20 protein-coding genes and 1 pseudogene are annotated in these 25,931 nt (G+C 42.0%); 9 read left to right on the top strand and 12 right to left on the bottom strand.

From position 1 onward, the window contains the following. Window positions 1–320 precede the first annotated feature (320 nt). The 4 genes and pseudogenes from rapZ to T489_RS15380 form a co-directional block, all read right to left on the bottom strand. Entirely contained in the window at window positions 321–1,190 is an 870-nt protein-coding gene (gene rapZ, locus T489_RS0105770) for an RNase adapter RapZ (protein ID WP_031579109.1), read from the bottom strand. Between the two features lie 421 nt (window positions 1,191–1,611). Next, entirely contained in the window at window positions 1,612–2,487 is an 876-nt protein-coding gene (gene metF / locus T489_RS0105780) for a methylenetetrahydrofolate reductase [NAD(P)H] (RefSeq protein ID WP_031579110.1), read from the bottom strand. 198 nt (window positions 2,488–2,685) lie between these two features. Then, on the bottom strand, window positions 2,686–3,627 hold the full coding sequence (locus T489_RS0105785) for a LysR family transcriptional regulator (protein WP_051621832.1): 942 nt from the start codon (window positions 3,625–3,627) through the stop codon (window positions 2,686–2,688). An 883-nt stretch (window positions 3,628–4,510) separates the two neighbouring features. After that, a pseudogene (locus T489_RS15380) lies at window positions 4,511–4,627 on the bottom strand (ATP-binding protein); the annotation flags it as partial. A gap of 198 nt (window positions 4,628–4,825) precedes the next feature. On the opposite strand from T489_RS15380, the gene T489_RS0105790 reads away from it, so the two are divergent. Then, entirely contained in the window at window positions 4,826–6,622 is a 1,797-nt protein-coding gene (locus T489_RS0105790; protein WP_031579113.1) for an AAA family ATPase, read from the top strand. Window positions 6,623–6,963: 341 nt separating this feature from the next. Continuing rightward, window positions 6,964–8,325 (top strand): ISL3 family transposase, encoded by a 1,362-nt coding sequence (locus T489_RS0105795; protein ID WP_084155422.1) that lies wholly within the window; start codon window positions 6,964–6,966, stop codon window positions 8,323–8,325. 94 nt (window positions 8,326–8,419) lie between these two features. Here the strand turns inward: T489_RS0105795 and T489_RS0105800 are convergent, their stop codons facing one another. The 8 genes from T489_RS0105800 to accD form a co-directional block, all read right to left on the bottom strand. Then, on the bottom strand, window positions 8,420–9,514 hold the full coding sequence (locus T489_RS0105800; RefSeq protein ID WP_051621833.1) for a metal ABC transporter solute-binding protein, Zn/Mn family: 1,095 nt from the start codon (window positions 9,512–9,514) through the stop codon (window positions 8,420–8,422). 264 nt (window positions 9,515–9,778) lie between these two features. Continuing rightward, the gene (gene malE / locus T489_RS0105805; protein WP_031579116.1) at window positions 9,779–10,969 is read right to left on the bottom strand and encodes a maltose/maltodextrin ABC transporter substrate-binding protein MalE; all 1,191 of its coding nucleotides are present in this window, start codon (window positions 10,967–10,969) and stop codon (window positions 9,779–9,781) included. Between the two features lie 410 nt (window positions 10,970–11,379). After that, entirely contained in the window at window positions 11,380–12,321 is a 942-nt protein-coding gene (locus T489_RS0105810) for an AEC family transporter (protein WP_031579117.1), read from the bottom strand. Window positions 12,322–12,460: 139 nt separating this feature from the next. Continuing rightward, window positions 12,461–13,102 carry a pyridoxamine 5'-phosphate oxidase gene (gene pdxH / locus T489_RS0105815; RefSeq protein WP_031579118.1) on the bottom strand — a complete coding sequence of 214 codons (642 nt, stop codon included), beginning with the start codon at window positions 13,100–13,102 and terminating at the stop codon, window positions 12,461–12,463. A gap of 46 nt (window positions 13,103–13,148) precedes the next feature. Continuing rightward, the gene (locus T489_RS0105820; RefSeq protein ID WP_031579119.1) at window positions 13,149–13,898 is read right to left on the bottom strand and encodes a Nif3-like dinuclear metal center hexameric protein; all 750 of its coding nucleotides are present in this window, start codon (window positions 13,896–13,898) and stop codon (window positions 13,149–13,151) included. 64 nt (window positions 13,899–13,962) lie between these two features. Beyond that, a complete protein-coding gene (locus T489_RS14185; protein ID WP_051621834.1) occupies window positions 13,963–14,997 on the bottom strand; it encodes a cell envelope integrity TolA family protein in 1,035 nt (344 codons plus the stop codon). 184 nt (window positions 14,998–15,181) lie between these two features. Then, window positions 15,182–16,489, bottom strand: coding sequence for a bifunctional folylpolyglutamate synthase/dihydrofolate synthase (locus T489_RS0105830; RefSeq protein WP_031579120.1), 1,308 nt, complete (start codon window positions 16,487–16,489; stop codon window positions 15,182–15,184). Between the two features lie 139 nt (window positions 16,490–16,628). Next, a complete protein-coding gene (gene accD / locus T489_RS0105835) occupies window positions 16,629–17,510 on the bottom strand; it encodes an acetyl-CoA carboxylase, carboxyltransferase subunit beta (protein ID WP_031579121.1) in 882 nt (293 codons plus the stop codon). Between the two features lie 576 nt (window positions 17,511–18,086). Between accD and T489_RS0105840 the strand changes: the two genes are divergently transcribed. From T489_RS0105840 to T489_RS0105870, 7 genes are all read left to right on the top strand, one after another. After that, on the top strand, window positions 18,087–19,436 hold the full coding sequence (locus tag T489_RS0105840) for a cation:dicarboxylate symporter family transporter (RefSeq protein ID WP_031579122.1): 1,350 nt from the start codon (window positions 18,087–18,089) through the stop codon (window positions 19,434–19,436). Between the two features lie 205 nt (window positions 19,437–19,641). Then, the gene (locus tag T489_RS0105845; RefSeq protein WP_031579123.1) at window positions 19,642–20,673 is read left to right on the top strand and encodes a hypothetical protein; all 1,032 of its coding nucleotides are present in this window, start codon (window positions 19,642–19,644) and stop codon (window positions 20,671–20,673) included. Window positions 20,674–20,826: 153 nt separating this feature from the next. Further along, a complete protein-coding gene (locus T489_RS0105850) occupies window positions 20,827–21,621 on the top strand; it encodes a zinc ribbon domain-containing protein (RefSeq protein WP_198020427.1) in 795 nt (264 codons plus the stop codon). Window positions 21,622–21,747: 126 nt separating this feature from the next. Continuing rightward, a complete protein-coding gene (locus T489_RS0105855) occupies window positions 21,748–23,085 on the top strand; it encodes a zinc ribbon domain-containing protein (RefSeq protein ID WP_031579125.1) in 1,338 nt (445 codons plus the stop codon). 33 nt (window positions 23,086–23,118) lie between these two features. Beyond that, complete coding sequence (locus T489_RS0105860; protein WP_157608077.1) at window positions 23,119–24,195, top strand: hypothetical protein; 1,077 nt, start codon at window positions 23,119–23,121, stop codon at window positions 24,193–24,195. Window positions 24,196–24,368: 173 nt separating this feature from the next. Continuing rightward, window positions 24,369–25,061: a zinc-ribbon domain-containing protein gene (locus tag T489_RS0105865; protein WP_031579127.1), complete on the top strand. Its 693-nt coding sequence runs from the start codon at window positions 24,369–24,371 to the stop codon at window positions 25,059–25,061. 30 nt (window positions 25,062–25,091) lie between these two features. Beyond that, complete coding sequence (locus T489_RS0105870; protein ID WP_031579128.1) at window positions 25,092–25,502, top strand: hypothetical protein; 411 nt, start codon at window positions 25,092–25,094, stop codon at window positions 25,500–25,502. The last annotated feature ends 429 nt before the right edge of the window (window positions 25,503–25,931 follow it).

Below are 25,931 nucleotides of genomic sequence, written 5' to 3' on the forward strand. Positions count from 1 at the left end.
ATTCAATATGTTTTGCTTAAAAACAAACTTTCTCAAAAATCATTCCTGTTAAAGGAATACGAAAAATTTAAAACCAAGTGAATTATACTCTAATTTGCATAAAAAGGCATTATGGTAACTGCTTTAGAAAGCTAAAAAGCTTATGGTTTTATTCTGTTTTAATCAGATTCACGTACTTATTTAAGGAATCCTCTCCATGAAGGTGTTAACTCATGTTAAGGACTGCAGCCAAAAAAATCGTGTTTTTACCGGAAGGCCTTAATCTGAACCGCTGCCTTTCCGCCAAAAAAGAAGTCCCGGCAGTGCCGGGACTTTTATTCCTACAGTCGTCTGTTCTTTTTAAGAGAAAGATGCTTTACCACAACTTCCTTCTTACGTTTCTGGAAATACTTGGCCAGGGTTTCAGCAATATACACACTGCGGTGCTGACCGCCGGTGCAGCCTATTGCCACGGTCAGATAACTTCTGTTTGAACGTTCAAAAAACGGCAGCCACTGATTCAGCAGGCTGTCGATATTCTGGATATAAAGCTGGACTTCCGGATAATCGGCAAAGAAATCAACAACCTCCTGATCGAGACCGGTTAAAGGTCTGAGTTTTGCAACCCAGTGAGGATTAGGCAGAAATCTGGTGTCGAAAACGAAATCCGCATCCTTGGCAATACCGTTTTTGAAACCGAAGGATTCAAAAATCATGGTCAGGGATTTTTCTTTTTTGCCGAGAACAAGGGAAGTAATATGCTGTGACAGATCATGGATACTCAGGTTTGAAGTGTCGATTCTGGCATCAGCAAGCTCCGCTATAGGATCCAGAATGTCATGTTCCCTGATTATCGCCTCTCCCAGAGAAAGCTTTTCCTGCCCCTTGGAAAGCGGATGAAGTCGTCTGGTTTCCTCGTATCGCTTAATCAGAATCTGGTCATCTGCATCCAGGAAAATACTGATTACCTCATTATTTGGATCGTTCTTTATCGAATCGACGAAATTTGAATAATCCTCGGTGTTCTTGGAAAAATTTCTGATATCAATGCTGACGGCCACGGAAGAATAATCCTGACTGCTGAGTTTAACAAGTTCAGGCAGAAACGCCATAGGCAGATTATCGACACAATAGAAGCCAAGATCCTCAAGAACCCCCAGCGCTATTGACTTACCGGCACCGCTGCGGCCGCTGACAATAAATAATCTCATAACTGCTACCCATGTGACTGTTAAACACTGAAAAACTTAACTGAATTATCAGATAACAAAATTCAGGAAACCGTTTTTATTATACTTCATATAGCCTTATTTTATCGAAATTATCGATATAAAACAGCATAAACAGAATTAAATGATAAGCCAAAACTTAAAAATAACGTTAAAGGTTAAGAAATTGTATTTATTTTTAAGCAAAAAATCCCCGGACGCAGAATCCGGGGTAAATCGCTCAAAACAAATTATATGAAAAAACACCACTATGCCTGCCATCATGAAGATGGTGCCAGCCGTCGTGATTGCGGATCAGATCTTTTCCGTCAGAAATAAAACTGCACACCAGTCCGCCGTTGAAAAAAGATCCGAAATTAGGTTTTGCATCAGTCTTTTATTATTATCTCTGATGTATTAAATTTTATGCTCTGTTGCTGGCAATAACGTTTTTGATACTGTCGCAGATCTTCATGGCAACCTTAGGATTGTTCATGGTATAAATATGAATACCATCTACACCCGCGGCCAGGAGATCAATAATCTGATTAGTCGCAAAAGCAATGCCCGCGTCAAAAAGAGCTTCCTTATTGTCTGCAAATTTATCCAGCATTCTCTTCAGATTGTCAGGCAGTGACGCACCGCAGAGACCTACCATTCTTTCAATCTGTGCCTTGTTGATTACAGGCATGATACCGGCTTCAATAGGAACATTGATGCCTGCAACCTTGCACAGCTCGATAAATCTGTAGAAAATATCATTATCAAAAAACAGCTGGGAAACAAGATGCTGTGCACCTGCATCAACCTTGCGCTTAAGATTGATTACGTCTTCACTGAGGCTAGGGGCTTCAGGATGACCTTCAGGATAGCAGGCCGCACTGATACCGAGGTCGCTGTGCTGCTTCACAAAGGTAATCAGATCGGAAGCATGCATGAAATCATTCTTGGGAGCAAGATTCGGATTATGATCGCCTCTTAACGCCAGAATATTATCAATGTCATTAGCCTTGAGATTATTAACCATCTCGATGATTTCGTCTTTTGAGTAATTGAGACAGGTCAGGTGAGCTACTGCTTCAATACCGAAATTCTTCTTGATTTTACTGGCGATTTCAACTGTTTTGGAATTGGTAACTGAACCACCGGCACCGAAGGTTACGGAGATGAAATCAGGTTTGAGTTCGGTAAGAATTCCCAGGGTTTCATCTATACTCTTCAGAGCTTCATCTCTCTTCGGAGGGAATATCTCAAAAGACACTACCGGTTTTTTCTGTTTAAAAATTTGAGCGACCTGCATAAAAGCACCTTTAATTATTAATTATTTATTATTTACTGTATTTATTTTTAGTTTTCGAAGCTCTCAGGCTTCATTTGCTGCTATTTTATAACAAAGCTGGACGTTTGGATAATTATATAAAAAACTAACATGTTATAAAATAATTCTATAGCAATAATTTTTTCTTAGAACATTGTTTACGTGGAACCTGCCGGAATATTAAATTTCCTCGTCAATTTCACTGACATCGGAAAGAAGACAGTTTTCCGGCAGAGCATCCTTAAGATAACTGATGTAGGTATCCACCAGAGGGTTTGGAGTTATATCCTTATGCTGCAGAATAACAATGTCCATATACCCCTTCTCAACCAGCGGAATAGCCTTGATTTCAGGATTCAGCTCCTGCTCAATAACACCTGATGAGATGGTATAACCGTTAAGACCTGTCAGCAGGTTGAACAGAGTTGCACGGTCGCTTACTCTTATCATTCTGCTGCCCTCAGGGTTTTTCATTACTTCTTCGGAGAAGTAGTCGGCACTGTAACCGCCCTGTTCAAAGCTCAGGAAAGGCATGTCCTTAAGATCCGCAAGTGTAACGTAGGGACGGGTACAGAGACTGTTTTTATTGCTGATAAACACGTGAGGAGTAAGTCTGGCCAGGGGAGTATAGGTAATATTCTGTTCCTTGAGCAGTCGTTTCAGCAGACGGCTGTTGTTCTTTGAAAAGTAGATAATCCCCACATCCGCACTTAAATTATGAACGTCCTGAATGATGTCCCTGGTTCTGGTTTCGCGCAGACAGAAGTCATACTTCTCCATACCGAACTTTTCCACCAGACGGATGAAGGAGCTTACCGCGAACGAATAGTGCTGGGCGCTTACCACAAACTTTACCGTTGAATTCTTTTTCTTTTTGAAATGCTCCTTCAGCAAATCGGCCTGAGCAAGAATCTGTCTTGCATACCCCAGAAATTCCATGCCCTCATTTGTAATCTCAATACCGTGATTCGTGCGATTGAAAATTTTTGTGTCTACTTCCGACTCTAAATCCTTTATCGCCGTGGAAATGGTCGGCTGAGTCACAAAAAGCGAGGCAGCAGCTTCATTAATTGATCTGAAACTGGCCACAGCCAGGACATATTTAAGCTGAACTAAAGTCATAGAAACTCCGGAACTAATGAATCAAGTGTTAATCAAACCTTTTATATAAATATGTATGACATCATACCAAATTACAGCGATAACAAGCACAAATATTATCTTATAAAAAGAATTTTATAAATTTTTTAAATATTTTTCACAAAAACTTAACAATTTTTACAAATCTGATGTATAATGGTCACAACTTAAGCATACTTCTGTATAGAATGTTTGAGTTCGTTATTTATTTTTCATTTTTCCTCAAATGTTGATGATTTGCCGCCAGTTCACCTGGCGGTTTTTTTTATCCTTTTACACTCCTCAGAAAACGAAATACGCTCTGATTTCATGTTAGCATAAACCCCGGGTTCAGTTAAAACAATCCGACGGCACCCTGTTTCCTCCCCATTCAGCGACAGACGATCCCTGTTTTTCCGATATCAGTATTCCGGTAAATATCTTTATCAATGACAATCTTCAGACCTATCCATAAAATATAAGTTATTCACAATACTTTATACACAATTTATATTATTAACAGACTCATTTCTCTAAAACCTGTATGTATATACAATATAAACGGTGTATATCGACTATATAATCTGAATAATTTAAAAGTTATCCACAATTTATTACTTTAATCTAAACAAATTATATTTGTTAAACGATCGCAAAAGTTGACCACCTAAACGAATTAAAGTTGACCGCCTATAAATTATGAAACAAATAGATAATGGAGTGGTCATGAAAAGATCTAAAAAACATAAAATATCGGAATATCTTATAAAAGAAAATGGGTATTCCAGAATGTTTGATTCAATATTTCAAAATCAGATCCATGTGTTAAACGAGTAAATTTGTTGACACTAAAAAACGAGTAAAAGTTGACACCTAGAGATTATACCTATTTATCGTTTTCTTCCAGTAATTTTTCTTTTCTTGCGGACATAAGTCTATAACTGTCACCGTTGATAGTAAGAACACAGCTGTGATGGAGTAGCCTGTCCAAAATAGCAGTGGCTTACGTACCATAAAACAGCTGTCAGTGTTGATATTTGGGGCAAATGCCTTTAATATCTGACTCTAGAAGTTATGGCATTTTTCCGGTTCCCCGTAAAAACCTGCAATAAACCGGCATCGCCAGGATTCAGTCCGTTAACGGACAGAATTAAAAATACGGCATATGAATTTTCGGGGAAGAAGTAATTAAGGATTCAGTATGAGCGAAAATAAGGTTGAACTGTTAGCTACCCCGTACGGTGAGGTGGCTTACGAATCATTCCGTGAGCTTGGTTTTGCTTTTGCGGATAAAAGTGACGTAATTAAAGAACTCGAAGGTAAAAACGTTCCGCGTCATCCTGTTCTGCTGCGTCCGCGACGCTTCGGTAAAAGCACCTTCGTTCAGATGCTCAAATGCTTCTATGACATCTCATACAAAGACAGATATGATGAGATCTTCAACGGAAAGAGTATCTATACGGAAAACCTTCCCTGTCATAATACCTACCATGTTATCAATTTTGACTTTTCCATGGTTAACACCCAAAGCAATACCGCCATGCTGAACAGCTTTTTTTCAGCGGTTGCAAACGGCATTGACGACTTCAAAAGAAGATATTCTGATTTTACTTTTGATTATAGGAAGCTTGATAAGTCAGACTCAGTCACACTGTTCAATAACTTTGCATCAGCTTATTCCGATTACGCAAAAACAGTTTTAAGCCTTAACGCATCTGAGAACAGTAATTACGGCAGACTCTATGTAATGATTGACGAATACGATAATTTTGCCAGTCAGATCCTTTCACAGGATATTGAACTGTTTCGTACCATCACCGGTAATAACGGATTCCTGAAAGCATTCTATGCTGCCATCAAAGCTGCTGCGGCAAATGCAAATTGTATCGCCAGAACCTTCATTACCGGGGTGTCATCAGTATCCCTTGATTCTCTTACCTCCGGTTTCAATATTGCCCTCAATGTTACTTCCGATGCCTGTTTTAACGAATATGCAGGCTTTACCGAAGATGAACTGGCCACTCTGATACCCCAGCTTGTTGATATCAGACAGCTTGGAGTAAGCACGGAGGAAATCATTGCAAGAATGAAACCCGTGTATGACGGATACTGTTTCAGTCAGGAGGCGGAACATACCGTGTTCAATTCCTCCATGTGCCTCTATTATCTGAGAACCGTACAGAATAAGAAGCAGTTTCTCCCTCCAGAAAATTATATGGATCCCGCATCAGACCATGACGGTTCAAAACTTCAGCAGCTTTTTGAAATTGCAGAACCAGGTCTGGCCGATGAAATCATGGAAAACTATCTGGCTAATAATCTGTTCTTCATTGACAAACTCTCGGAAAACATCAACCTGAATAAAACAACCGGTTATGATCGTGACAGGCTTCTGTCAATGCTCTATTATCTCGGATATCTGACCATCGATAAGAACGCATCAGACATTTCCTCCCTGGCACTGAAAATACCGAATCTTTTCATGTCAAAGCTTTTTGCCGAGTGTACTGCAGACCTGAAATTAAAGCCGAACAGGATATTCTCTGATTCCGTACTTGATATATCGGCACTGCAGAATGTTCAGGATGACATCAGTTCATTCGCGTCATCATGTACCGAATTCCTGAGCGGTATTTTTACCAATCAGTTACTGACTCACATGAGTGAAATGGCTCTTAATCTGACGCTCTACACTAAGCTGAAATCCTTACGCGGAATAATGGTTGAAATGCAGAAATCCTTAAGAATTGTCGGTAAGGGAGAAAAATTTGCCGATCTGCTCATAACCGTAAATAAGGGTAAAAGTAACGAATGTACCTACCTCGTTGAGCTTAAATACGTCACCAGGACTGATGCCACAGAGGCAAAGATTCAGAATACCGTAAAGGACGCTACGGAGCAGGTTCAGAGATACAAATCTGCCATGGAGTTCAGGGACAGGCGGGTTTTGGCCTACGCCATGGTATTTGTTGGTTCCGAATGCGTGTTCTGCGGGTAATTTTCATTCCCGGGGACGCCTCCATCAGATTCGTATCGGAATGCTTCCGCGGGAATTAGCGAATCCGCACTCAGTCCATCGGGGAGCTTTTCCCAAGCCATATTAAAGCAATATTAAAGACCTTATGCCATAAGTCTTCCTTTTTGACTTGGATCTGACTGTTTTCAGTGCGCACAGGAAACGTTATTTTGGCTATTTTCTTCTTTTCTGTTAATATTGTGCAGGAAAAATGAGGCTTCTGGCATGATAGTGAAAAATCATGTCATCTTAATTAACTGTTAGAAATTAAAAAAGCCACCTGTTATCCTTTAATAAACCATTACTTAAAGGAGTGCTAACAGATGGCTTCAGTTGATACATTATGCAAGAAATTGCTCGGTGTCAAGTCCGCAATTGTAACCGGACACGATTTTTATCAGGATTCAGACGAACTTAACCATCTTCGGATTCATGCTCGACCAAGTAAAAGGCATGAGAACGATTGTCCATTCTGCCATCGACATTGCAGGTTTTACGATATTCAGACACATTCTCCCCGTATCTGGCGTTCCCTTGACTGGGGCGGAACTCTGATAGAGGTTCAGTATCGTAGCCACCGCATTGAGTGTCCGGAGCACGGAGTCCTTGTTGCAGATGTTCCATGGGCTTATCCCGGCAGTGGCTTTACAAAAGACTTTGATCTGACTGCAGGATGGCTTGCTGTCTATTTACCGCGTAGCACGGTTTCTGAATACATGAGAATTGATTGGGAAACTGTCGGCAGATGTGTTCACCGCACATTGGACGTCATTGAGCCGGAACGAGCCAGACGACTGGATAACCTTGTCAACATTGGTATCGACGAGACTAGTTACAGGAAGGGACATAAATATATTACTGTCATTGTCAACCACGATACAAATACGGTAGTTTGGGCTGCTCAGGGGCATGGGAAGAAGGTTCTTGAGCAGTTTTACCGCCAATTGACTCCGAAACAGCTTTCCAGTATACGTGTGGTTACGGGGGACGGAGCCAGGTGGATTACTGATTGCGTTAATGAGTTCACGCCTGAATGTGAACGTTGCATTGATCCTTTCCATGTCGTTGAATGGGCGATGGAAGCTCTGGATGAAGTCCGCCGGGAAGCATGGCGTGAAGCTCATGCCAAAGCCATACAGGCAGAAAAAGCCAACCCAAGAGGGAGAGGCCGACCGAAAGCCGATGATCCTGAAGCTCAGAGCATTGCTGATGCCAAAGCAAAAGCAGAACAGATCAAAAAAACGGCCTTTGCCCTCGGGAAAGCTCCGGAACACTTAACGGAGAATCAGAAATTGAAACTCGCCATGATAGCAGAGAACGATAAACGGCTTTATCGAGCTTACAGTTTGAAGGAACACCTGCGTCTGCTCCTCAAACACAAAGATACTGCAGAAGCTGAGGCTGAATTGAAACGCTGGCTTTGGAGGTCCAGTCATAGCAGAATCTCTGCCTTTAAGGAACTGTACAAAAAGATTAAAAAGCATAAGAATCACATATTGAATACCATACGGCTTGGCATGAGTAACGCGAGGATAGAAGCGACAAATAATAAGATCAAACTGATCATCCGTAAGGCTTACGGCTTTCGCAATATCCAAAACATGCTGGATATGGTGTACCTGGTTTGTTCTAATTTAAGGGTACAGTTACCCAACAGAAAAATGAAATTGGTTAGATCCGCATAAAGACTAGTGATGTGGGGATTTTTTCCCCACTATCATACCCGAAGAGCCGTTTTTCTTTCGAAAAACCTTTTTCTGAAAAATCACTGATTACAGGTTATTTGTCCTGAATAACGGCATCGGTAATAGCCTTTAAATTGTAATTCATGATACCGAGATAAGTTGAGCACTCCCCGCCTGGAGCCAGTGTATCGGCATAAAGTTCCACATTAGAGATCTTCTTGTCTCCGGCAAGCTGATCAAGAATGGCATTATTACCGTTCTTTTCCATAAATACAGCCTTGACCACACCTCTGCTTATGATGTCCTTAAGCTCGGCAATTCTCCTGGCGGACGGTTCAGAACCTGTACTTAAACCGAATGGTGAAAGTATGCGCAGGTCATAGTGACGTGCCAGATATCCGAATGCATCATGGGTTGTAACGAGAACTCTGTTTTCCTTAGGTATTTTCTCAAAAATATCTTTGTACTTCTTATCCAGTGCGGTCAGACTTGCAGCGTATTTTGCGGCATTGTCCCTATAATAACTGCAGTTGGCTTCATCTCTGATGCACAGGGCTTTAGCAATGTTTTCAGCATAAATGACACCGTTCAGCGGATTCTGCCAGGCATGAGGATCTGTTCCGCCATGGTGGTGATGGTGATGATGACCGTGATGGTCGTGGTCGGCATCGTGGTCATGGTCGGCATCATGGTCATGGTCGGCATCATGGTCATGGTCGGCATCATGGTCATGGTCGGCATCATGGTCATGGTCGGCATCATGGTCATGATCGGCATGGTCGTGGTCCGCATCATGATGATGCTTTTCATGCTCTTCCTTAAAAGCCTGCTTCTCAATACCGTCTGAAACAACAACAATCTTCTGCCTGTATTTTTCCTGAGACAGGTATCTTTCAAGATAACCTTCAAAAGACAGACCGTTGATAATAATCAGATCGCTCTTTTCCATGTCAATCATATTGGCAGGAGTAAGATTATATGCATGAGGATCACTTCCTACAGGAACGATAACCTTTACATCCGCCCTGTCACCTGCAACATTTTCAGTAATATCCTGAATAATGCCGAAACTTGTCAGAAGTGTCATTCTCTCTCCTGCTTCAGCGGTATTGCCAAGCACCATGGCACTGAGCAGCGACATTCCAAACAGCCATGCTTTTTTATTCAACAGTCCTGATTTCTTTTTCATCTGTAATCTCCTTTAAAAGCAGTACTAAAACCTTTATACATAATGATACATGATGATGACCTGCCCGATTTCATGACATACACATAATTATGATTTCTGTGCATATCCAATAAAAAACGGATCGACAATTCTATCACAACAAAACATGACGGGAGCACACCGGATCTGAAAATAATTATGAAAAAAATAATCCGATTCTGTATGAAGAATCGGATTCGTTTTCATTCAGCATGAGTCAGATTCGGTCTGACATCTGTCTGATTATTACTTCTTTTCCTTTACGATACGTACTTCAGCAGTGCTTAAAGCATCGTCAACTGACTGACGGCCTGTAGTAGCGTTCTTGAGAGCAGTCTGCAGAGAACTCCAGAATCTGTTCATTTCAGGAACACTAGGCATGATATCACCCATCTTGGCGTTTTCCATGGTGGTGGCAATTCTAGGATCTGCCTCCAGTTTTGCTTCATATGACTTTAATGCGGCTGCACCTAAAGGCTTGTCGTTGTTAACCTCTTCCAGACCTGCATCGGTGAGCAGATAGTTGAGGAGGAATTCCTTGGCCAGGTCCTTGTTAGGTGAAGCATGATTGATGGCCATACCGAGTACACCTACAAATGGCTTGCCTGGTTTTCCGTCGAGAGTCGGGAACGGATTAACACTGTAGTTTACCTTGCTGTACTGACCCCATGCCCATGCACCGTTGATAATACAGCCAACCTTACCGGCAACGAAACTTGATTCCATGATACCGTAATCGGCTCCCTTAGGAATATGTCCCTTCTTAACCATGTTTACAAGATAGTTAAGACCCTTCTTGGCGCCTTCATTGTTAACACCGGTCTTGGTTACGTCATAAACACCGTTTGCATCGGTTCTGAATGCGAAACCGCCGTTTGCTGAAAGCAGAGGATAAGTAAAGTATGCATTGTTGTAATCCCACATAATGGCATGCTTGCCTTCCTTCTGGAGCTTGGTATCGAGTTCGGCAAGTTCTTCGAAGGTCTTTGGAGCTTCAGGAACAATGTCCTTGTTACAGATCATGGCAATTGCTTCAATTGAAACCGGGTAGGCATAATACTTGCCGTTAACCTTCATTGCATCCCATGCAACCTTCTGGAAACGGTTAAGTTCATCCTCAGTAGGAACGATTTCGGTAAGAAGACCTGCCTGAACCCATTCACCAAAACGGTCATGAGCCCACATGAAAATATCCGGACCGTTACCTGAAGCAGCATTCTGCTGGAACTTAACTTCTACCTGATCAGGATGACCAACGGTAACCTTTACACCGGTAGCTTCAGTAAAACGAGCACCTACCTTTGCGATACCGTCATAGCCCTTATCACCGTTAACCCAGATGGTTAACTGACCTTCTTCAATACCAGCTGCAGATGCCACAGAACTAACACCGAGAGTAACAAGGCCGATAATTGCGGATAAAATTGTCTTTTTCATTAGTCTTTCCTTAAATGATGAATGGGTAAATCCCCGAAATATTCAGTCAGACGGACCGTGTCTTTTTTATATTTGTATTATCTTGAACCTGCGGTTGACACGATAAGTTTAAGCTCCGTTTCTGACATAGGCTATGTTAAACTTTTTAAGATTGATTGTGGAAGCCAATCATGATTTTTTGAAATAAAGTCTCATAATAACAAATATTAATGTTTATTTTATGTTAACAACACCTGTGTATTTCACGTTTTTAAATATAATAATTATCCTTATGTCTTTAACTAATTTTCTTATTCACTAACGCCTGATAAAATAACAGACTTTTTCTAAAGAATAATCCGTAAATTCAAAAAATATGGAATAACGGCATGTCATAGAATTGTTATTTTTCTGCCGCTGTCTGAGTATGATTAAGCTGCATTAAGATGCAGGTACATCCAGATCACCAGAGGAATGGTGAATATGCAGAGAAAATCCGTAATGATATTCACTCCGGATGCCGTGCGGTAATCCTGATTGCTTATAAGTGCAAGCTGAGAAACTATTACAGCTGACGGAGCCGAAGTGGAAAGAAGAAGCGTGGTAAACACAAGTCGGTACTCACCCGCAATCCAGTCTTGAGGCCACAGAGAAAACAGCAGCATAATCAGAACCGGTATGCATAAAAGTCTCATTGCGGAAACCATAAAATTCCTGAATCTGAAGATGTCCGATAGTCTGGAATTTCCCAGCATCACGCCAATGGAAAACATTGCCAGCGGCCCGATGGTTTTGCCCATGCCGTTAAAAGCCGTCTGAAGAGGACCGCCGATATGTATACCGCAGAAAAAGAACACCAGCCCCAGTGCTATGGCAATGGTATTAACGTTAAGCAGTAGTTTTTTCCAGGTAAATCCGGAGCTCCCCTTAACCATCGTAAAACAGTGCGTCCAGACCAGAACCGTCTGAACGACAAGATATGCGCTGGCATACATGACGGCTCTCGGCTCCAGCACACTCATCACCAGAGGGACGGTAAGATTACCTGAATTTGTATAAATGATACTTGCCTGCTCCACATTGGAAAGTTTCATGGCAGGAGCCGCAAACCTTATGCCGAATATAGCCGCGGCATGAACCAGAACGGCCGCGCCGAAAGCCAGCAGCAGTCCGCCCGCCACATCAGAACTGTATTCAGTCTGATACGACATAAGAATTACGCATGGAGTTACCACATAAAGAAGCAGTCTGGTTATGCCTTTGGTCTCCTCGGTACCGATTATTCCGGCCCGCACTGAAGCAAAGCCCATAAGTATCATGATGAAAAAGGCACAAATCTGCTCTGCAAGCAGAAAAGGTAAATCCGCATTCATGGCCAAATCCTAAAATAATTATCCGTCACTGACACAAACATACTAACGGAATCCAAATATAAAGAGGATACCTCCGCTCAGTATCCTCAGTAAATTTCAGTCTTGCGACCGGCAGCGCAGAATGTACTGCCGGCAGAAATCACGGAGCCAGACGGCTTATGTCCCAGCCTCCTTCGGCGTTTCTTTCATAAATGAAACGATCATGAAGTCTGCTTGGACGTCCCTGCCAGAATTCCACGCTGTCAAAACGAACCCTGTAACCGCCCCAGAAGGTAGGAATAGGCACCTTTCCTTCCTTGAACTTCTGCTTCAGCTCCATGAACTTGCTTTCAAGTGCGGAACGCGCCGATATTTTTGAACTCTGATGTGAAGTCCACGCCCCGATCTGAGAATCCCTCGGTCTGCTGGTAAAATACTTTACCACCTCGAGATATGACAGTCTTTCAGCTGTACCGGTAAAGGCAACCTGGCGTTCAAGCAGAAACCAAGGGAAAAGAATTGATACCTTTGGATTCTTTTCAATATGCCGAGCCTTGCGGGAACCGTAGTTGGTAAAGAATATCAGACTGTTTTCCTCATAGTTCTTCAGAAGAACCATTCTTGAATACGGCTGACCTTCCGGATCCACGGTAGACACAACCATGCCGTTCGGATCAGGCATTCCTGAATCAATGGCCTGCTTCAGCCATTTTTCAAACAAATCTATGGGTTTTTCAGTTAAATCGTCACGTGAAAGTCCGCTTTTGGCATAGTTTTCACGTAAAACCGATACATCAATCATTTAAATCTCCTCCATGCCGCTTCTTCTCTCCGGCGGCTTAACACAACTATATCGGACTGTAGGAATTTATGAATTCACACTCAATCCCGAAATGTTCGGCAACAATGTCGCCTAATGTCTTTATGCCGCACACTTCAGTGGCATGATGTCCGCAGACAAAGGCGGTAATATTCTTTTCCACCGCCAGATGATAATGCTGTTCGTGAACCTCACCGACAATCACGGCATCGATATTTTCCAGATTCTCTTCAAGCATGAAACCACCGCCACCTGAACACACTGCTATTCTTTTCACGGTTCTGTCTTCATTCCCCATGATAAGAGGTGTTTTTTCGCAGAAGGAGGTCAGAGCCTGATTAATGGAAGCCACGGTTACAGGTTCGGCAAAAGTTCCTATCATTGCCACGCTTGAAGGGTCTCCGGGCTTGAGATAACTTTCAAATTCAGCTCCTACTGACTGCATCAGCTGAATGTTGTTTCCCACCACCGGATGCAGATCCAGAGGCAGATGATATGCGGCAAGAGACATTCCCTTAAGAGCCGTTACTCTTTTACCGAGAATTCCCGTAAGGCGCGGATCACCGCCCTTCCAGTAAATGCCGTGATGAACCAGAACCATATCTGCGCCTTCTGATTCAGCCCGGGAAATAAGATCCAGATTACCGGTTACACCGGTAACAATCTTACGCACCTCCTGACGACCTTCAACCTGAAGACCGTTGTAGCTGTAATCACTTATTTCTGAAACACGCAGATAGCCGTTAATGAATTCAATAATATCTTTGAGAGAGGCCAAGTTACTTCTCCTGTATAAAAGGACAGTCCGTGATCATCACGGACTGAAACAAAAAAACAAAGGATTATCTTGATACGAGAATTGAATTGACCGACGCGACACTGTCTACGCGGGGCTTAACGGCTCTGAGAATTCCGTCCCTTTTTGCAGGTCCGACCAGAACGGTGAAATTACCATTGTTCGGAACAACCTTGTAACCGAATCCAGATCCAAGATCATTGATATATTCCTTAGGCACGCCTATTTTGGCTGCCTTCAGTCTGTTTCGAACCTCGTTAGCCTTGGCCAGCGTACTGAATGTGCCAATCTGCAGATAACGGCCTGAAGGAGTTGAATCGATCTTGCCGGCCGGAGCTGCTTCAGCGGCTCTCTTTTCAGCTTCAGCTCTGGCCTTTGCCTGGGCTTCAGCCCTGGCTCTGGCTTCCGCTTCGGCTCTTGCCCTGCGATCAGCCTCAGCCTGAAGTCTTGCAGCTTCCGCCTTTGCCCTGCGATCAGCTTCAGCCTGAAGTCTTGCGGCTTCCGCCTTTGCCCTGCGATCCGCTTCAGCCTGAGCTTTCGCGGCATCTTCCTGCGCCTTGCGTTCAGCGTTCAGGCGGGCTATTTCAGCCTGTTTTTCAGCTTCGATTCTTCTCTTTTCAGCAGCCTGAAGTTCCGCCTCTGTTACTGATGGATTCTGCTGTTCCGCATTCTGTGTCTTTCTGGCCTGTTCAGCCTGTTTTCTGGCGACATCTGCAGGAGTATTGCCGGTAACAGTCGGATTAGGCACGAATCTGCCGTTCTGTTTTACGTCAGCCCCTACTACAACGCCTGATTTTATTGATGCATCGGCATATTCTGCCGGTGCACTAGAGCCCTCGTCTTCAAGCAGACTGCCGTAACCGAAATCCTCATCCATGGAATCATCCTCATCCACGGCATCTTCCGCATTACCGCCGTTGTTCTGATCCTGAGAATCCTTCTTTACGGGCTGATCAACAATCTCTCTCGGCTGACGGTGGTCACTGGCGTTATCATGAGGAAAGAACTTAGGCACGGACCATGCCAGCAGAATCAGAAGGATTACGGATCCTACCAATACTCGGGTAAACTGATTAATCACTTTATAGTACTCTTATGCAACTTGTAATTTATTAATTTTTCACTGCTCTCTTGCGGCAGCTGTTCTACTCTGTATATTAAAACAGAATTGACTGAAAAAATCATTACCGCAAAATAAAAAAATCTGATTTTTTAATACCATGCCGTAAGCCTGACAGAAAGACCGCAGCATGGCTGAATATCATTTAAGCTTTCAGTTTTTTCAGCAGTTCCTCGGCGGTAACAAAAGAACCGCATACCACCAGCTCGCTGTCAGAAGGCAGATCGCCGAGAGCGGCGGTATACGCCTCATATGCGGTATCATAGGTTCTGATGTCACCTTCAGACATGCCTGTTTTCAGAAGATTTTCCTTAACATATTCAGATGTTGAACCTCTTTCTCCCGGAAGTGAACAGATGTATATTCTGCTGAATACTCCGTTCAGCTCCTTGAGAGAACTGTATATGTCCTTATCCTTAAGCATGCCTATTACGGCATATCTTGTTCTGCTTCCTCTCTGTCGCAGCATGCCTGCAAGATATTTCATTGCCGGAGGATTATGGGCGACATCCAGAATCACGGTAGGATTCTCTGAAATTATCTCCACTCGTCCGTGAAGTCTGGTGGTTCTGATTCCTTCAAGAAGTCGTGACAAATCAGGATTAAGTCTCATCTGTTCCATTATGAAAAGAGCTGCCGTAAGTGAAAGAGGCGCATTGATAAGAGGCAGAGCCGGTACATGAACACCGCTTACGGTAAAAGGTTTAATAAGATTGAAGTGAGTACTGTCTGTAAACTCTACTCCTATTTCCTTTTCGAGACTTAACACAGCTGATTCAGGGAGACCGCGGTCCCTGACCTCCTTCATGATGGTGTTTCCGGCTTCATCACTTAAGTATCCGAGAAGAACACGGGCTGTTCCGGATTTTATGATACCGGCCTTTTCATGAGCGATTTCAGCTTCGGTGTTACCGAGAATGGCGCAGTGATCCATACCGATGCTTGGAATTATGGCGATATCACAGTCAATTATGTTTACGGCGTCAAGACGTCCGCCCAGTCCTACTTCAAGTACAACAACCTGACATTCAGCCTTTTTAAACACATAAAAAGCCGCGAGGGTCGTATATTCAAAAAAGGTCAGACTGATGCCCGTAGCCTTTACCGCATCATAAACGGCTGAAAAAGCTTCACACAGGGAATCCGAATCCGCATTGACGGAATTAACGGCAATGCGTTCATTGAAATTCAGTATATGGGGAGATGTATACAGACCGCATTTTATGCCGGAGGCGGATAGTGCCGAGGCAAGCATTGAAGCGGTTGAGCCCTTGCCGTTAGTTCCGGCAACGGTTACAACCCTGCTTTTCGGAAAAGAATCAACTCCCATGTAGGAAGCAACCTTTCTTATACGATCAAGTCCGAGTTCAATCCTGTTCGGATTGATTGCATAAAGATATTTTTCCCAGTCCTGCAGACTGACAGGTTTTACGGATAATTCACTGCCACTCATTTTTTAATCAAATCCTGTCAACAATCAATATGAATGCAAGATGCGGGCAGTCATTTCCATGACTGAACATGGATTTGCCTGCCCGCATCGTTTAAAAACAAACTTTTGCCGTATGAACCATGCTCATACGATATGGTGATTAGAGCTTCTTGTCTCCTGCCTTTTCACCCTTTTCATCAACCTTCATCAGGATGGAGATAATGTTGGCCAGACGGTCACGCATTTCACGTCTGTCGATAATCATGTCCACAGCCCCCTTCTTGAGAAGGAACTCAGAACGTTGGAAACCTTCAGGAAGCTTTTCACGTACGGTCTGTTCAATTACACGAGGACCTGCGAAACCGATTAATGCCTTCGGTTCAGCAACATTGATATCACCAAGCATGGCCAGTGAGGCACTTACACCGCCCATTGTCGGATTTGTAAGAACACTGATGAACGGAATACCTGCTTCAGAAAGCTTCTCAAGAGCTGCGGAAGTCTTGGCCATCTGCATCAGTGAGAAGAGTGATTCCTGCATACGTGCACCGCCGGAAGTGGCGAAACAGATCAATGCACGCTTTTCGTTAAGACATTCTTCAACTGCTTTAACAAAGCGGGCTCCTACAACAGAACCCATTGAACCGCCCATGAAGGAGAATTCAAAAGCGGCACAGACAACAGGCAGACCTTTAAGATTACCCTTGATAACCACCAGTGCGTCTTTTTCGTTGGTAGTCTTCTGGGCTGCACTGATACGATCCTTATAACGCTTGGTATCCTTGAATTTCAGAATATCCTTAGGTTCAAGATTTTCACCAATTTCAATGAGATCACCATTATCAAGAAATCTTAAAATTCTTTCTCTGGCTGCTATTCTCTGATGATAGCCGCACTTAGGACATACATTCAGATTCCTTTCAAGTTCAGCACGGTATACCATCTGATCACAAGATTCACACTTAGTCCAAATTCCCTCAGGAATATTGTGACGAACAGCCTTTTCCTTATTAGGAGTTATAATTTTTTCAAGCCAGCTCATTAAACAACCTTGTCAAATTCGTAAACAAATCTTAAAAATTTCGTCTATTATAATTCAATAAAACGGCAGTTGCACTCTATTTGTGATTTATACACGGGCCGTAACTTTAAATTAAGACTGACATCATTATTTTTAGTTCTTACGGTTAACTATTAACCAGCCAAAAACGCGTACTGCATCAAATATTTTCGTTCCTGCTCATACATTAACGTACATTTGGACAAAACAGTAAGGAAAAACTCTTCATTATGAACAAAATGCGAAACTGAATGTTTCCACTTACCGGCATCCTCGCCAGCGAAAAAGACGTAACGGCAGAAATACTTTATCACGGAATATCACGGTTAAAAACGATAACTGGTTAACAAAAGAAAAACAAATTGAAGCATACCGTCCATTAATGAAAGATAACTCACAAAGTCCCAAAAATAACATGTGCTATCATTTCAGAATGCATAGGAATCAGAATTGTTTCTATTCTGTTCTGATTCCTATGAAAAACGCTGAAACAGAAGTCGCATGAGACGAAGCATACGTCCGACTGCGGATAAATAATAATTATTAAAGGATTTTTATATGGGCTCTATTATTGCGCTGTACAGAAAGACCCCGCTTATTATCAAACTGGTTCTCGGTCTTGGTATAGGTGGTATGCTTGGTCTCTTGGCACCTGAACGGTTCATGTGGATAAAGAATCTGGGGTACATATTCATAAAGGCTCTGGAATACACTGCTCCGATACTGGTATTCATACTTCTTATAAACGCAATCACCAATTCCCACATAGGTGAAAAAAACGGCAGTACATACGGACTCAAGCGAGTAATACTGATGTTCGTAGTCAGTGCCGCGGCCGCCTCAGTACTCTCAATTCTGGTATGTTCGCTTTACAAGGTATCGGTGCCGCTGCACGACAATCCGGTGGTGAGAGACATTACGGATAAATCACTGTTTAACACATTTATCAAGGAAATCGTCTACAATCCTATAGAAGCTCTCATTCACGGCAAGTATCTTGCCATCCTGCTGTGGGCTGCTTTCATCGGTATATTTGTGCGCCAGACTGAGGCAACAACAAAACAGGTTGTAAACGATCTGGCCGCCATAGCAACAAAAATCACCAGGGTAATCCTTGAACTGGCACCTTTCGGCGTAATGGGGCTGATGTTCCACGACATGACCTCTGCAACCTCATCATCAGGCTCCTCTCTGCTGATGTACAAGGATCTGATTATTCTTTTCCTCGTAATATCCGCAATCATGTTCTTCATTGTCAATCCGCTGATTGTAATGGTTCTTACCAGAAGAAACGCATTCAGACTGATGCCTGCTCTGGAAAAGAGTATCATCTATTCATTCTTCACCTGCAGTTCAGCAGCAAACATTCCTGTAAATCAGCAGATTGCCGAAGAAAAGAATGTAACCAGACAGCTCAGTACCGTAGCCATACCGCTCGGTGCAACCATTCACAAGCCGGGATCAATCATCACCATCAACATGCTTGCCCTTGTAGCCCTCTTCAGCTACAACCCTGCGGCAGACATAACCGTCATGCAGTATATTGAACTCGGGATTGTTTCCGTTATATCCTCAGCATGTATTGCAGGCGTGGCAAACGGTTCGCTGATGCTCATCCCTATCGCATGCCGTATTTTCGACATACCGGATCATATGATTCTCAGCATAATTGAAATCAATGTTCTTCTGACCTTTATTCGCGATTCATTTGCAACCACCCTGAACAGCTCTTCAGACCTGCTGTTCACTCTGGCCGTAGATGAACGTCACAAGACCAATACCGATGCTCTTGTTGACAATATCATCAATGCAAAGCACATCAAGCGTCGCGAAGAAAATGAAAATGCCATCAAAAAGGCTCTCAGCGCATCTCAGAATACCGCTGCGGAAGAGGAATCAGACAAGTAATTCATACTAATGGATTAAAGGCTTTTAACAGAAATGTTAAAAGCCTTTTTTATTGTTTTCCAGCTATGAATAAACACAATATCTATCACAAAAACCTATTAAAAAACTCAAAATTCTGAACGGTTTTCACACATTCATTCATAATTGTCCTTTGTTAAATAAAGTACAGACAATACTAGTTCAGCCCGTTAAAAGAGACTTCATCATGGCATACTGCAAAAAATGTGGCACAACTTTAAAAAATTTTCCTGAAATATGTCCATTGTGCGGAACACCTACCGGAATGCAACAGCAGGTTGCAATCAGTTCGCCCCGTCTCTCCCAGACTCAACCAGACCATAAACTGAGCATCGCCAATCAAAAATACACGGATGAACCACAGAGAAGTACTGAATCAACAATACCTAATCTGAACGGAAACAAAGAAAATCCAGACTCAGCTGTGAGAAATTCTTACGTTGATGACAGATTCTTCATCTATCCAGACCTGGATAATATCAGGGACAATCGTAAAAATTCCTTGTTCAATAATGAAGATTTCAACGAAGAGTACTCCAACGACGATATCACTGATCAATCCGCCCAAAAACAAAAGAATAGTAACAAGATTTTTTCCGGTCATGCAGAAGAACAATACGACCATCATGCCGTCAGGGACAGATTTACCGACAGTACGAAAAAAAATATATACGACAGACAGATAAATGAGTTCGACAGAGATCCGGTAATTCTTAAAATGCTTGGAAGTATCAGAGTATTAAGAATTTTCATCATTATGAATATTATAGCCGCCGTAATTCAGGTAACACTTTTCATGGCTGTAAATGTACTGACAGTACTGTACGGATGCTTTGCCTGCTTAAAAGCCGATCTGTATGCGCAGACATCCAATAACCACCTGCTGAAAAAGTTAACTTCACAGTGTCGGAGTTTATTTCTGTGGCAGTTATGTCTAATGATTCTATCTTCACTGCTCTTCTACTTTTTTCATTCTCAGGACACGAAAATTGACGGTTTATTATTCTTTTTGCTGTTTCTTATTCATTTGGCTCTGTTCCCTATGGTTTTTGCCACTTACGCAAGAGCCTTTACACTGTATAAAATGTTAACGGCTATGAGATATATGTCTGATTTTTCAGAACTTATAGATATTAACTATAACTATACCCGTCATCTGTTAGTTTTTTTATTGATAGTTTTTGGAAATATTTTTACTCTATACCTGATTGTACGATAAATATAAGACATATCATATATAATAGCTGAGATTTTTCATTTGGACGGAAAATAACTGTTTTATCCTTTCTGCATAAAAGTTAAAGACCGTTACAGTGAATGCCGCCTGATGTCTGTCTTAAATTTACGGAGCAGACTTCAAAAGAGATTAAGATTGGAGAAGATAGTGGCTTATTGCAGAAAATGCGGAATAACTATATCAGAGAATTATAAGACGTGTCCGTTATGCGGCAGTCCTCTTGAGCCGAATGTTCCCGCCAGTCTGAGTCAGCCGGGAGGACTGGAGAATTCAGACTCATCAAAAGAGACATTGACTGAAATTACAATTGAGAGCTATGTTCCTGATCATAAAAAGAAAAATCAGTTTGCTGGTCCGGATTTTCTTACAATTCCGGAAATTCTGGAATTAAGCAAGGACCCCAATCTTCCGCGCATTCTTAAGATGCTCAAAATTATTACCACACTCATTACCATAAATATTTTTTGCTTTGTGTTCTTTATTCCGGTATTTCTGATAATCAATATTCCTGTAGCCGTTGCAGGATTCTTCACCACCTACAGCATTTTTAAACTTGTAAGAAAATACCGCATCAGCAATTACAAATTCACTCAGCATATCAGAGAAACCTTAATCGAATACGCAGCACAGTTGATCATCATGATCCTGACAGCCTGCCTGCTGTATTTCTTTATCGAAATTCACAGGAGAGGCGATAATCTTATATTCGCAGCGCTGTTGCTTCCCGTGATGCTGAATATGTTTTTCATGCCGGCCCTGGCTTCTTTTTCATGGATAAACACTTTTAAATTAAAGGAAATTCTCAACACGGTTTATCTGAAGGTAAGATACACTGATACACGTGTCCCCGGTGAATCCGTAATATTTATAGTCCTGACCTGCACTGCATCATGCCTTATAAACATGTTTCTGCTGATGTTATTCACTTAGGAATCGAAACTGCATTAACCGATAGAAAACTCAGCATCTTTCAATCTTGCCTGACCTGTCACTTTAATTTTTTGTCATACCCGCGATAATAAGCAGTATCTGATTGAAACTCGGGATTGTGAAATTATGGCTTACTGCAAAAAATGTGGTACAACTTTAAAAAAATACAGTGAATTCTGTCCTCTGTGCGGAACTCCCACCGGAATGAATCCGGAAGATTTTTCGGAAAGCGAAAAAAATAAATCCGCCCATGATTCCTCCGGGAAACGGGGTTCCAGAGAATTCTATCAGAAGTCCTATAACAGCAAAAAGACTGATGACGTCAGAAAATCAAAAGTGTCAGACCGTAGTAGCGATAATATTCAGCAGACTGACTTTCCTCAGAAAAAACAGACATCACAACCTGCATTTCAGGAAAAATCAGCTTCACAGACCGTGCATCATGAAACACAGTCACAGTCCGTTTCTGACAGTGGCAGATCATACAGTCGTACCGGCAGTGATTATTCAAATCAGCAAAAAAATGAATATCAGTCTGTTTTTACCGAGGAACATACATTCTCCAGTACTGATGGCGTTACCTCACAGACCGAAGAGTCCGGATACCATCAGCATTCTTTCAGCTCTGAACAATCCGGACATTCACAGAAAAAAGAAAATTCCCGCATCTCTGGAGGCAGCAGTGATTTTCAGCAGACGAAACAATGGGATAACGGGTACGGAGAGTTCAGTCAGAACACCGGTTACACCTCTGAATTCCAAGATGCTGAAACAGATTACTCACCCCGGTATGACGAACATAACGGAATGAATCATAAAAACGCTGGTGCTGACAACACCTACCGCCGGCCGAATACCGAAAATCCTCACTACAATTATGTACGTGCAGAGGACAGGGAAGAATACGAAAGACTTCTTAAGGAAGACAGTTTTCGCAGGGAAGCCTATCGCCACCATCCGTACTTCAGAACAACCGTCAGCAAGTTTCAGACCCTTTCGTTACTTATTATTTTTGATATATTATTCCAGTTCATTTTTCCGCTGTTTATTCTCTTTAATCCTTTTGTGGCGATATATGGATATCTGACGACAAATTATGCCTACAATTTCATGAATTCAGGATATATCACAGAACTGCGTAATGAGGTCTGGATGGTAAAAAACTTTTTTATCGCCCAGATAGTACTCATGGCCGTTGCATTCCTGTGGATAATGATCCCTGATCAGAATCCTTTGGATACCAACAGTGCTCCTATAATCATTCTGCATATCATTCTGTATATTCTGACACTGATAAACTGGCTGAAGTGCAGAAAGCTTGCCAAAATATTAAAGAAACTTCAGGAAAAACCTGAAATAACCGAGCTGGAAAAAGGAACCTTTGACGGCATTGTTATTCTGGTGATATTTATGGGATTTATTATTATTGCTTCAGGTATCATAGTACTGGCAACAGGAAATTAAAAGTGCCCGAAATCCATCATGGAGGTAACAAACATGACAGTCTGTAGATGTTGCGGGACAGCACTTAATGATAATGACACTGTCTGTCCGAAATGCGGTAACCATATAAATGGTGACACGAATTCAGAAGTTAAAGAAAGAAACAACATTTCCCCGTCAGAACTGACTGAAGATTCTGCCGTCTCCGACAAAACAATTCTGGACAGGCTTTATACAGATCATGCCTCAGATAATACCGATTATGCTCCGGCTTTTACAGAGACAGAGGAGTTTGAGAAATCAGCGGAAGACTTCCGCAGACTCAAAAGACTGTTATTGATATCATTACCGACTCTGCTCTTTTTACCGTTATTTTTTGTATTCTACCTCTGCACTCTCATATTCGCCCTCCATGCTGATTTCAAAGCCTGTTCTTTCATGCAGGCTCACCGGACATCACTTCTCTTCAGTGACCTCAGAAAGCTCTGCTTTCTCCACTTTTTTGAAATTCTGTGTACTGTAGTTTTATTTGCGATGGCAGTTTACGGATACTTCTTTGAATTTTCCGTAGAAATGCTGTTCTATACTGCTTTACTGCTTGAATTATCATGTTATTTCAGCTGGGATCTGGTATTAAAGACTTCTGAAAAATTCAAAAACAAACAGCCTGAAATACCGCAGAGTAATCCTGTTACTTCATCCAGAAAAAAAGCAAATATTCTAAAAATTTATGGTCTGCCGGTTATCGGTTCCACACTTTTTTTTATCTATCAGACGATGGAATTTTATTACGGCATTGACTTTAACAGAAGACGGCTGCCACAGGTAGCACCGATTCTCCACGAGTACAAAAATTGTCTGATAGACAAAGGCGTTCTGGATTCCTTCGAGGAAGGTAAACCGGTTACCGGCAGCTCGTGCCATATTACCCCCTACAGCTACAACAACATTTCCGGTTTAAGTTTCAACGGCTCAGAACTGACCATAGAATTCAGGCTTCCGCACACCAGTTACACTGTTCAGCCTTATTATTCGGATCATGTAGACAGAACAGTTATATGGAAGGCTTTACCTTCTTCCGAATGTGCGAAAAAATACGACTGTCTCGCAGTAGATCCCAACACACTGTAAAATCCGTCTGCCGGAAATTTCCGTTCCGGCAAACAAATCCGCTGCAAACATTTTTTCCGAAAACAAATCTTTTTTGCCACTTAAGACTCAAATCCGCCATCTGATTATTGTCAACAGCGCACATGACTGACAGAATAGCGCGATTTTTATATACAAACGGATACTGTAAAGCCATGGCCTACTGTAAAAAATGCGGAACAACTTTAAAGAAAGTAACAGACTTCTGTCCTCTGTGTGGAGCTCCTGTAGGTAACTCTTTTACAAATTCCGGCGAGAAAGAAAACAATAACCTGGCTGAAGAATCCGTTAAACATGATTTTCTTAATAATACCGGGGATATCTCCGCAGATTATGAAGATTTCAATAATGATTCAGCGGACACCACTGATAATTCAGGTCAGTCTGAAATAGATAATTCATACACAAGAACTGAAGAATTTGAAAAGCTTGGGGAAAAATTTTTTAAACTGGATAAATTTTTTGATTTTTCTTTTCTTACCGCGCTGTTTCTGCCGCTTTTTTTCATATACTTTCTGGTGTTGTTCATATGTAACGTAATCCTGCACTGCAAAGCGTATAAATACCTCAAAGACAAACCGTATTCCCGCATGAGCAAACTGATTAATGTGAACATATGGATGTTTGCCGTAATAATCATCCTGTTATTCGCTTATGGTGTAACGTTTGAAAAAGATATATTCACTGATTACATCTTGATTGAATTGCTTATAGTTTCGATTCCGGTTTATATCATACACAGCCACATTACCGAAATCTGCAGACAGTTTCGGGACAAGTCACCTGACACTGAATACAAAATAAAAAGCTTTATAAGCCATTTTGCAGAAGAATACACACTGACATGATCTTTTGTCTCAGCAATCATATTCGTTTATATGTTCCTGATCGTAGTATCAAATCTGGTGATATTCGCTGTGATAGACTGCTTCAAATCAGAAGACTCGTTTACCACGAAAACTCTGCCGGGAATAAGTTTCGTTAAGACTCAGGTTGAATTATGTCTCATACAAAACGGAGCCATGAACCATTTTGCCGCAGGAAAAGGTGTTCTGCTTGATACACCGAAAAACTGCAGAATACAGCACAAAAGAACTGACAGCTTTGAATATTCTGTTGATAATGACGGGACTCTCAGAATAAGTTTTGGTTATCCTGCAGAGACCGACTACATCATCACACCTTTGTACACCGACAATCCTGAAAGAAGATTTGACTGGATAGCATCTCCGATGTCCGGATGTGCTGCAAAATACAACTGCCTTGACGCGGATCCGAATACGTTTTAACACTGCTGAAGACTTTTGTCCAATCCGCAACGGCAAATCATGCCGGACAATTACGCCAACCGTCACAATATGAAAGATCGGCAGATGTATTCCTTTTCATTGTCTGATACCTGTTATGAAACGACCTTTGTCAAGCAGAAATTTAGGCAAGACATTTTCCTCAGTGTAAGCACGGCATTGGCCACTCTGTTATACGGGGGTTGGTTACCTCAGGTCAATGGTTCGCCGCGAATTCTATTTGTCTTTCGTCGAGGATCACTGTTCATAGTGCCATCATGGTATCATCGTAGATAATTCAAACCTTCTTGATGAAAAACGTCTTATCTAAATCACTGTCAGTTTCAGATGTTTAAATAATCACATCCGGCTATAAATTTACTCTAATTAAACCATTAGCAGGCATTAACTCTCTAACTTCGTTATTACTAT

Source organism: Ruminobacter sp. RM87 (assembly GCF_000701925.1).
Lineage (GTDB): Bacteria > Pseudomonadota > Gammaproteobacteria > Enterobacterales > Succinivibrionaceae > Ruminobacter > Ruminobacter amylophilus.

What these genes read in the sequence shown, in the direction of transcription:
- rapZ (WP_031579109.1), bottom strand. Translation starts at nt 1,190, where the DNA reads ATGAGATTATTTATTGTCAGCGGCCGCAGCGGTGCCGGTAAGTCAATA.
- metF (WP_031579110.1), bottom strand. Translation starts at nt 2,487, where the DNA reads ATGCAGGTCGCTCAAATTTTTAAACAGAAAAAACCGGTAGTGTCTTTT.
- T489_RS0105785 (WP_051621832.1), bottom strand. Translation starts at nt 3,627, where the DNA reads ATGACTTTAGTTCAGCTTAAATATGTCCTGGCTGTGGCCAGTTTCAGA.
- T489_RS0105790 (WP_031579113.1), top strand. Translation starts at nt 4,826, where the DNA reads ATGAGCGAAAATAAGGTTGAACTGTTAGCTACCCCGTACGGTGAGGTG.
- T489_RS0105795 (WP_084155422.1), top strand. Translation starts at nt 6,964, where the DNA reads ATGGCTTCAGTTGATACATTATGCAAGAAATTGCTCGGTGTCAAGTCC.
- T489_RS0105800 (WP_051621833.1), bottom strand. Translation starts at nt 9,514, where the DNA reads ATGAAAAAGAAATCAGGACTGTTGAATAAAAAAGCATGGCTGTTTGGA.
- malE (WP_031579116.1), bottom strand. Translation starts at nt 10,969, where the DNA reads ATGAAAAAGACAATTTTATCCGCAATTATCGGCCTTGTTACTCTCGGT.
- T489_RS0105810 (WP_031579117.1), bottom strand. Translation starts at nt 12,321, where the DNA reads ATGAATGCGGATTTACCTTTTCTGCTTGCAGAGCAGATTTGTGCCTTT.
- pdxH (WP_031579118.1), bottom strand. Translation starts at nt 13,102, where the DNA reads ATGATTGATGTATCGGTTTTACGTGAAAACTATGCCAAAAGCGGACTT.
- T489_RS0105830 (WP_031579120.1), bottom strand. Translation starts at nt 16,489, where the DNA reads ATGAGTGGCAGTGAATTATCCGTAAAACCTGTCAGTCTGCAGGACTGG.
- accD (WP_031579121.1), bottom strand. Translation starts at nt 17,510, where the DNA reads ATGAGCTGGCTTGAAAAAATTATAACTCCTAATAAGGAAAAGGCTGTT.
- T489_RS0105840 (WP_031579122.1), top strand. Translation starts at nt 18,087, where the DNA reads ATGGGCTCTATTATTGCGCTGTACAGAAAGACCCCGCTTATTATCAAA.
- T489_RS0105845 (WP_031579123.1), top strand. Translation starts at nt 19,642, where the DNA reads ATGGCATACTGCAAAAAATGTGGCACAACTTTAAAAAATTTTCCTGAA.
- T489_RS0105855 (WP_031579125.1), top strand. Translation starts at nt 21,748, where the DNA reads ATGGCTTACTGCAAAAAATGTGGTACAACTTTAAAAAAATACAGTGAA.
- T489_RS0105860 (WP_157608077.1), top strand. Translation starts at nt 23,119, where the DNA reads ATGACAGTCTGTAGATGTTGCGGGACAGCACTTAATGATAATGACACT.
- T489_RS0105865 (WP_031579127.1), top strand. Translation starts at nt 24,369, where the DNA reads ATGGCCTACTGTAAAAAATGCGGAACAACTTTAAAGAAAGTAACAGAC.
- T489_RS0105870 (WP_031579128.1), top strand. Translation starts at nt 25,092, where the DNA reads ATGTTCCTGATCGTAGTATCAAATCTGGTGATATTCGCTGTGATAGAC.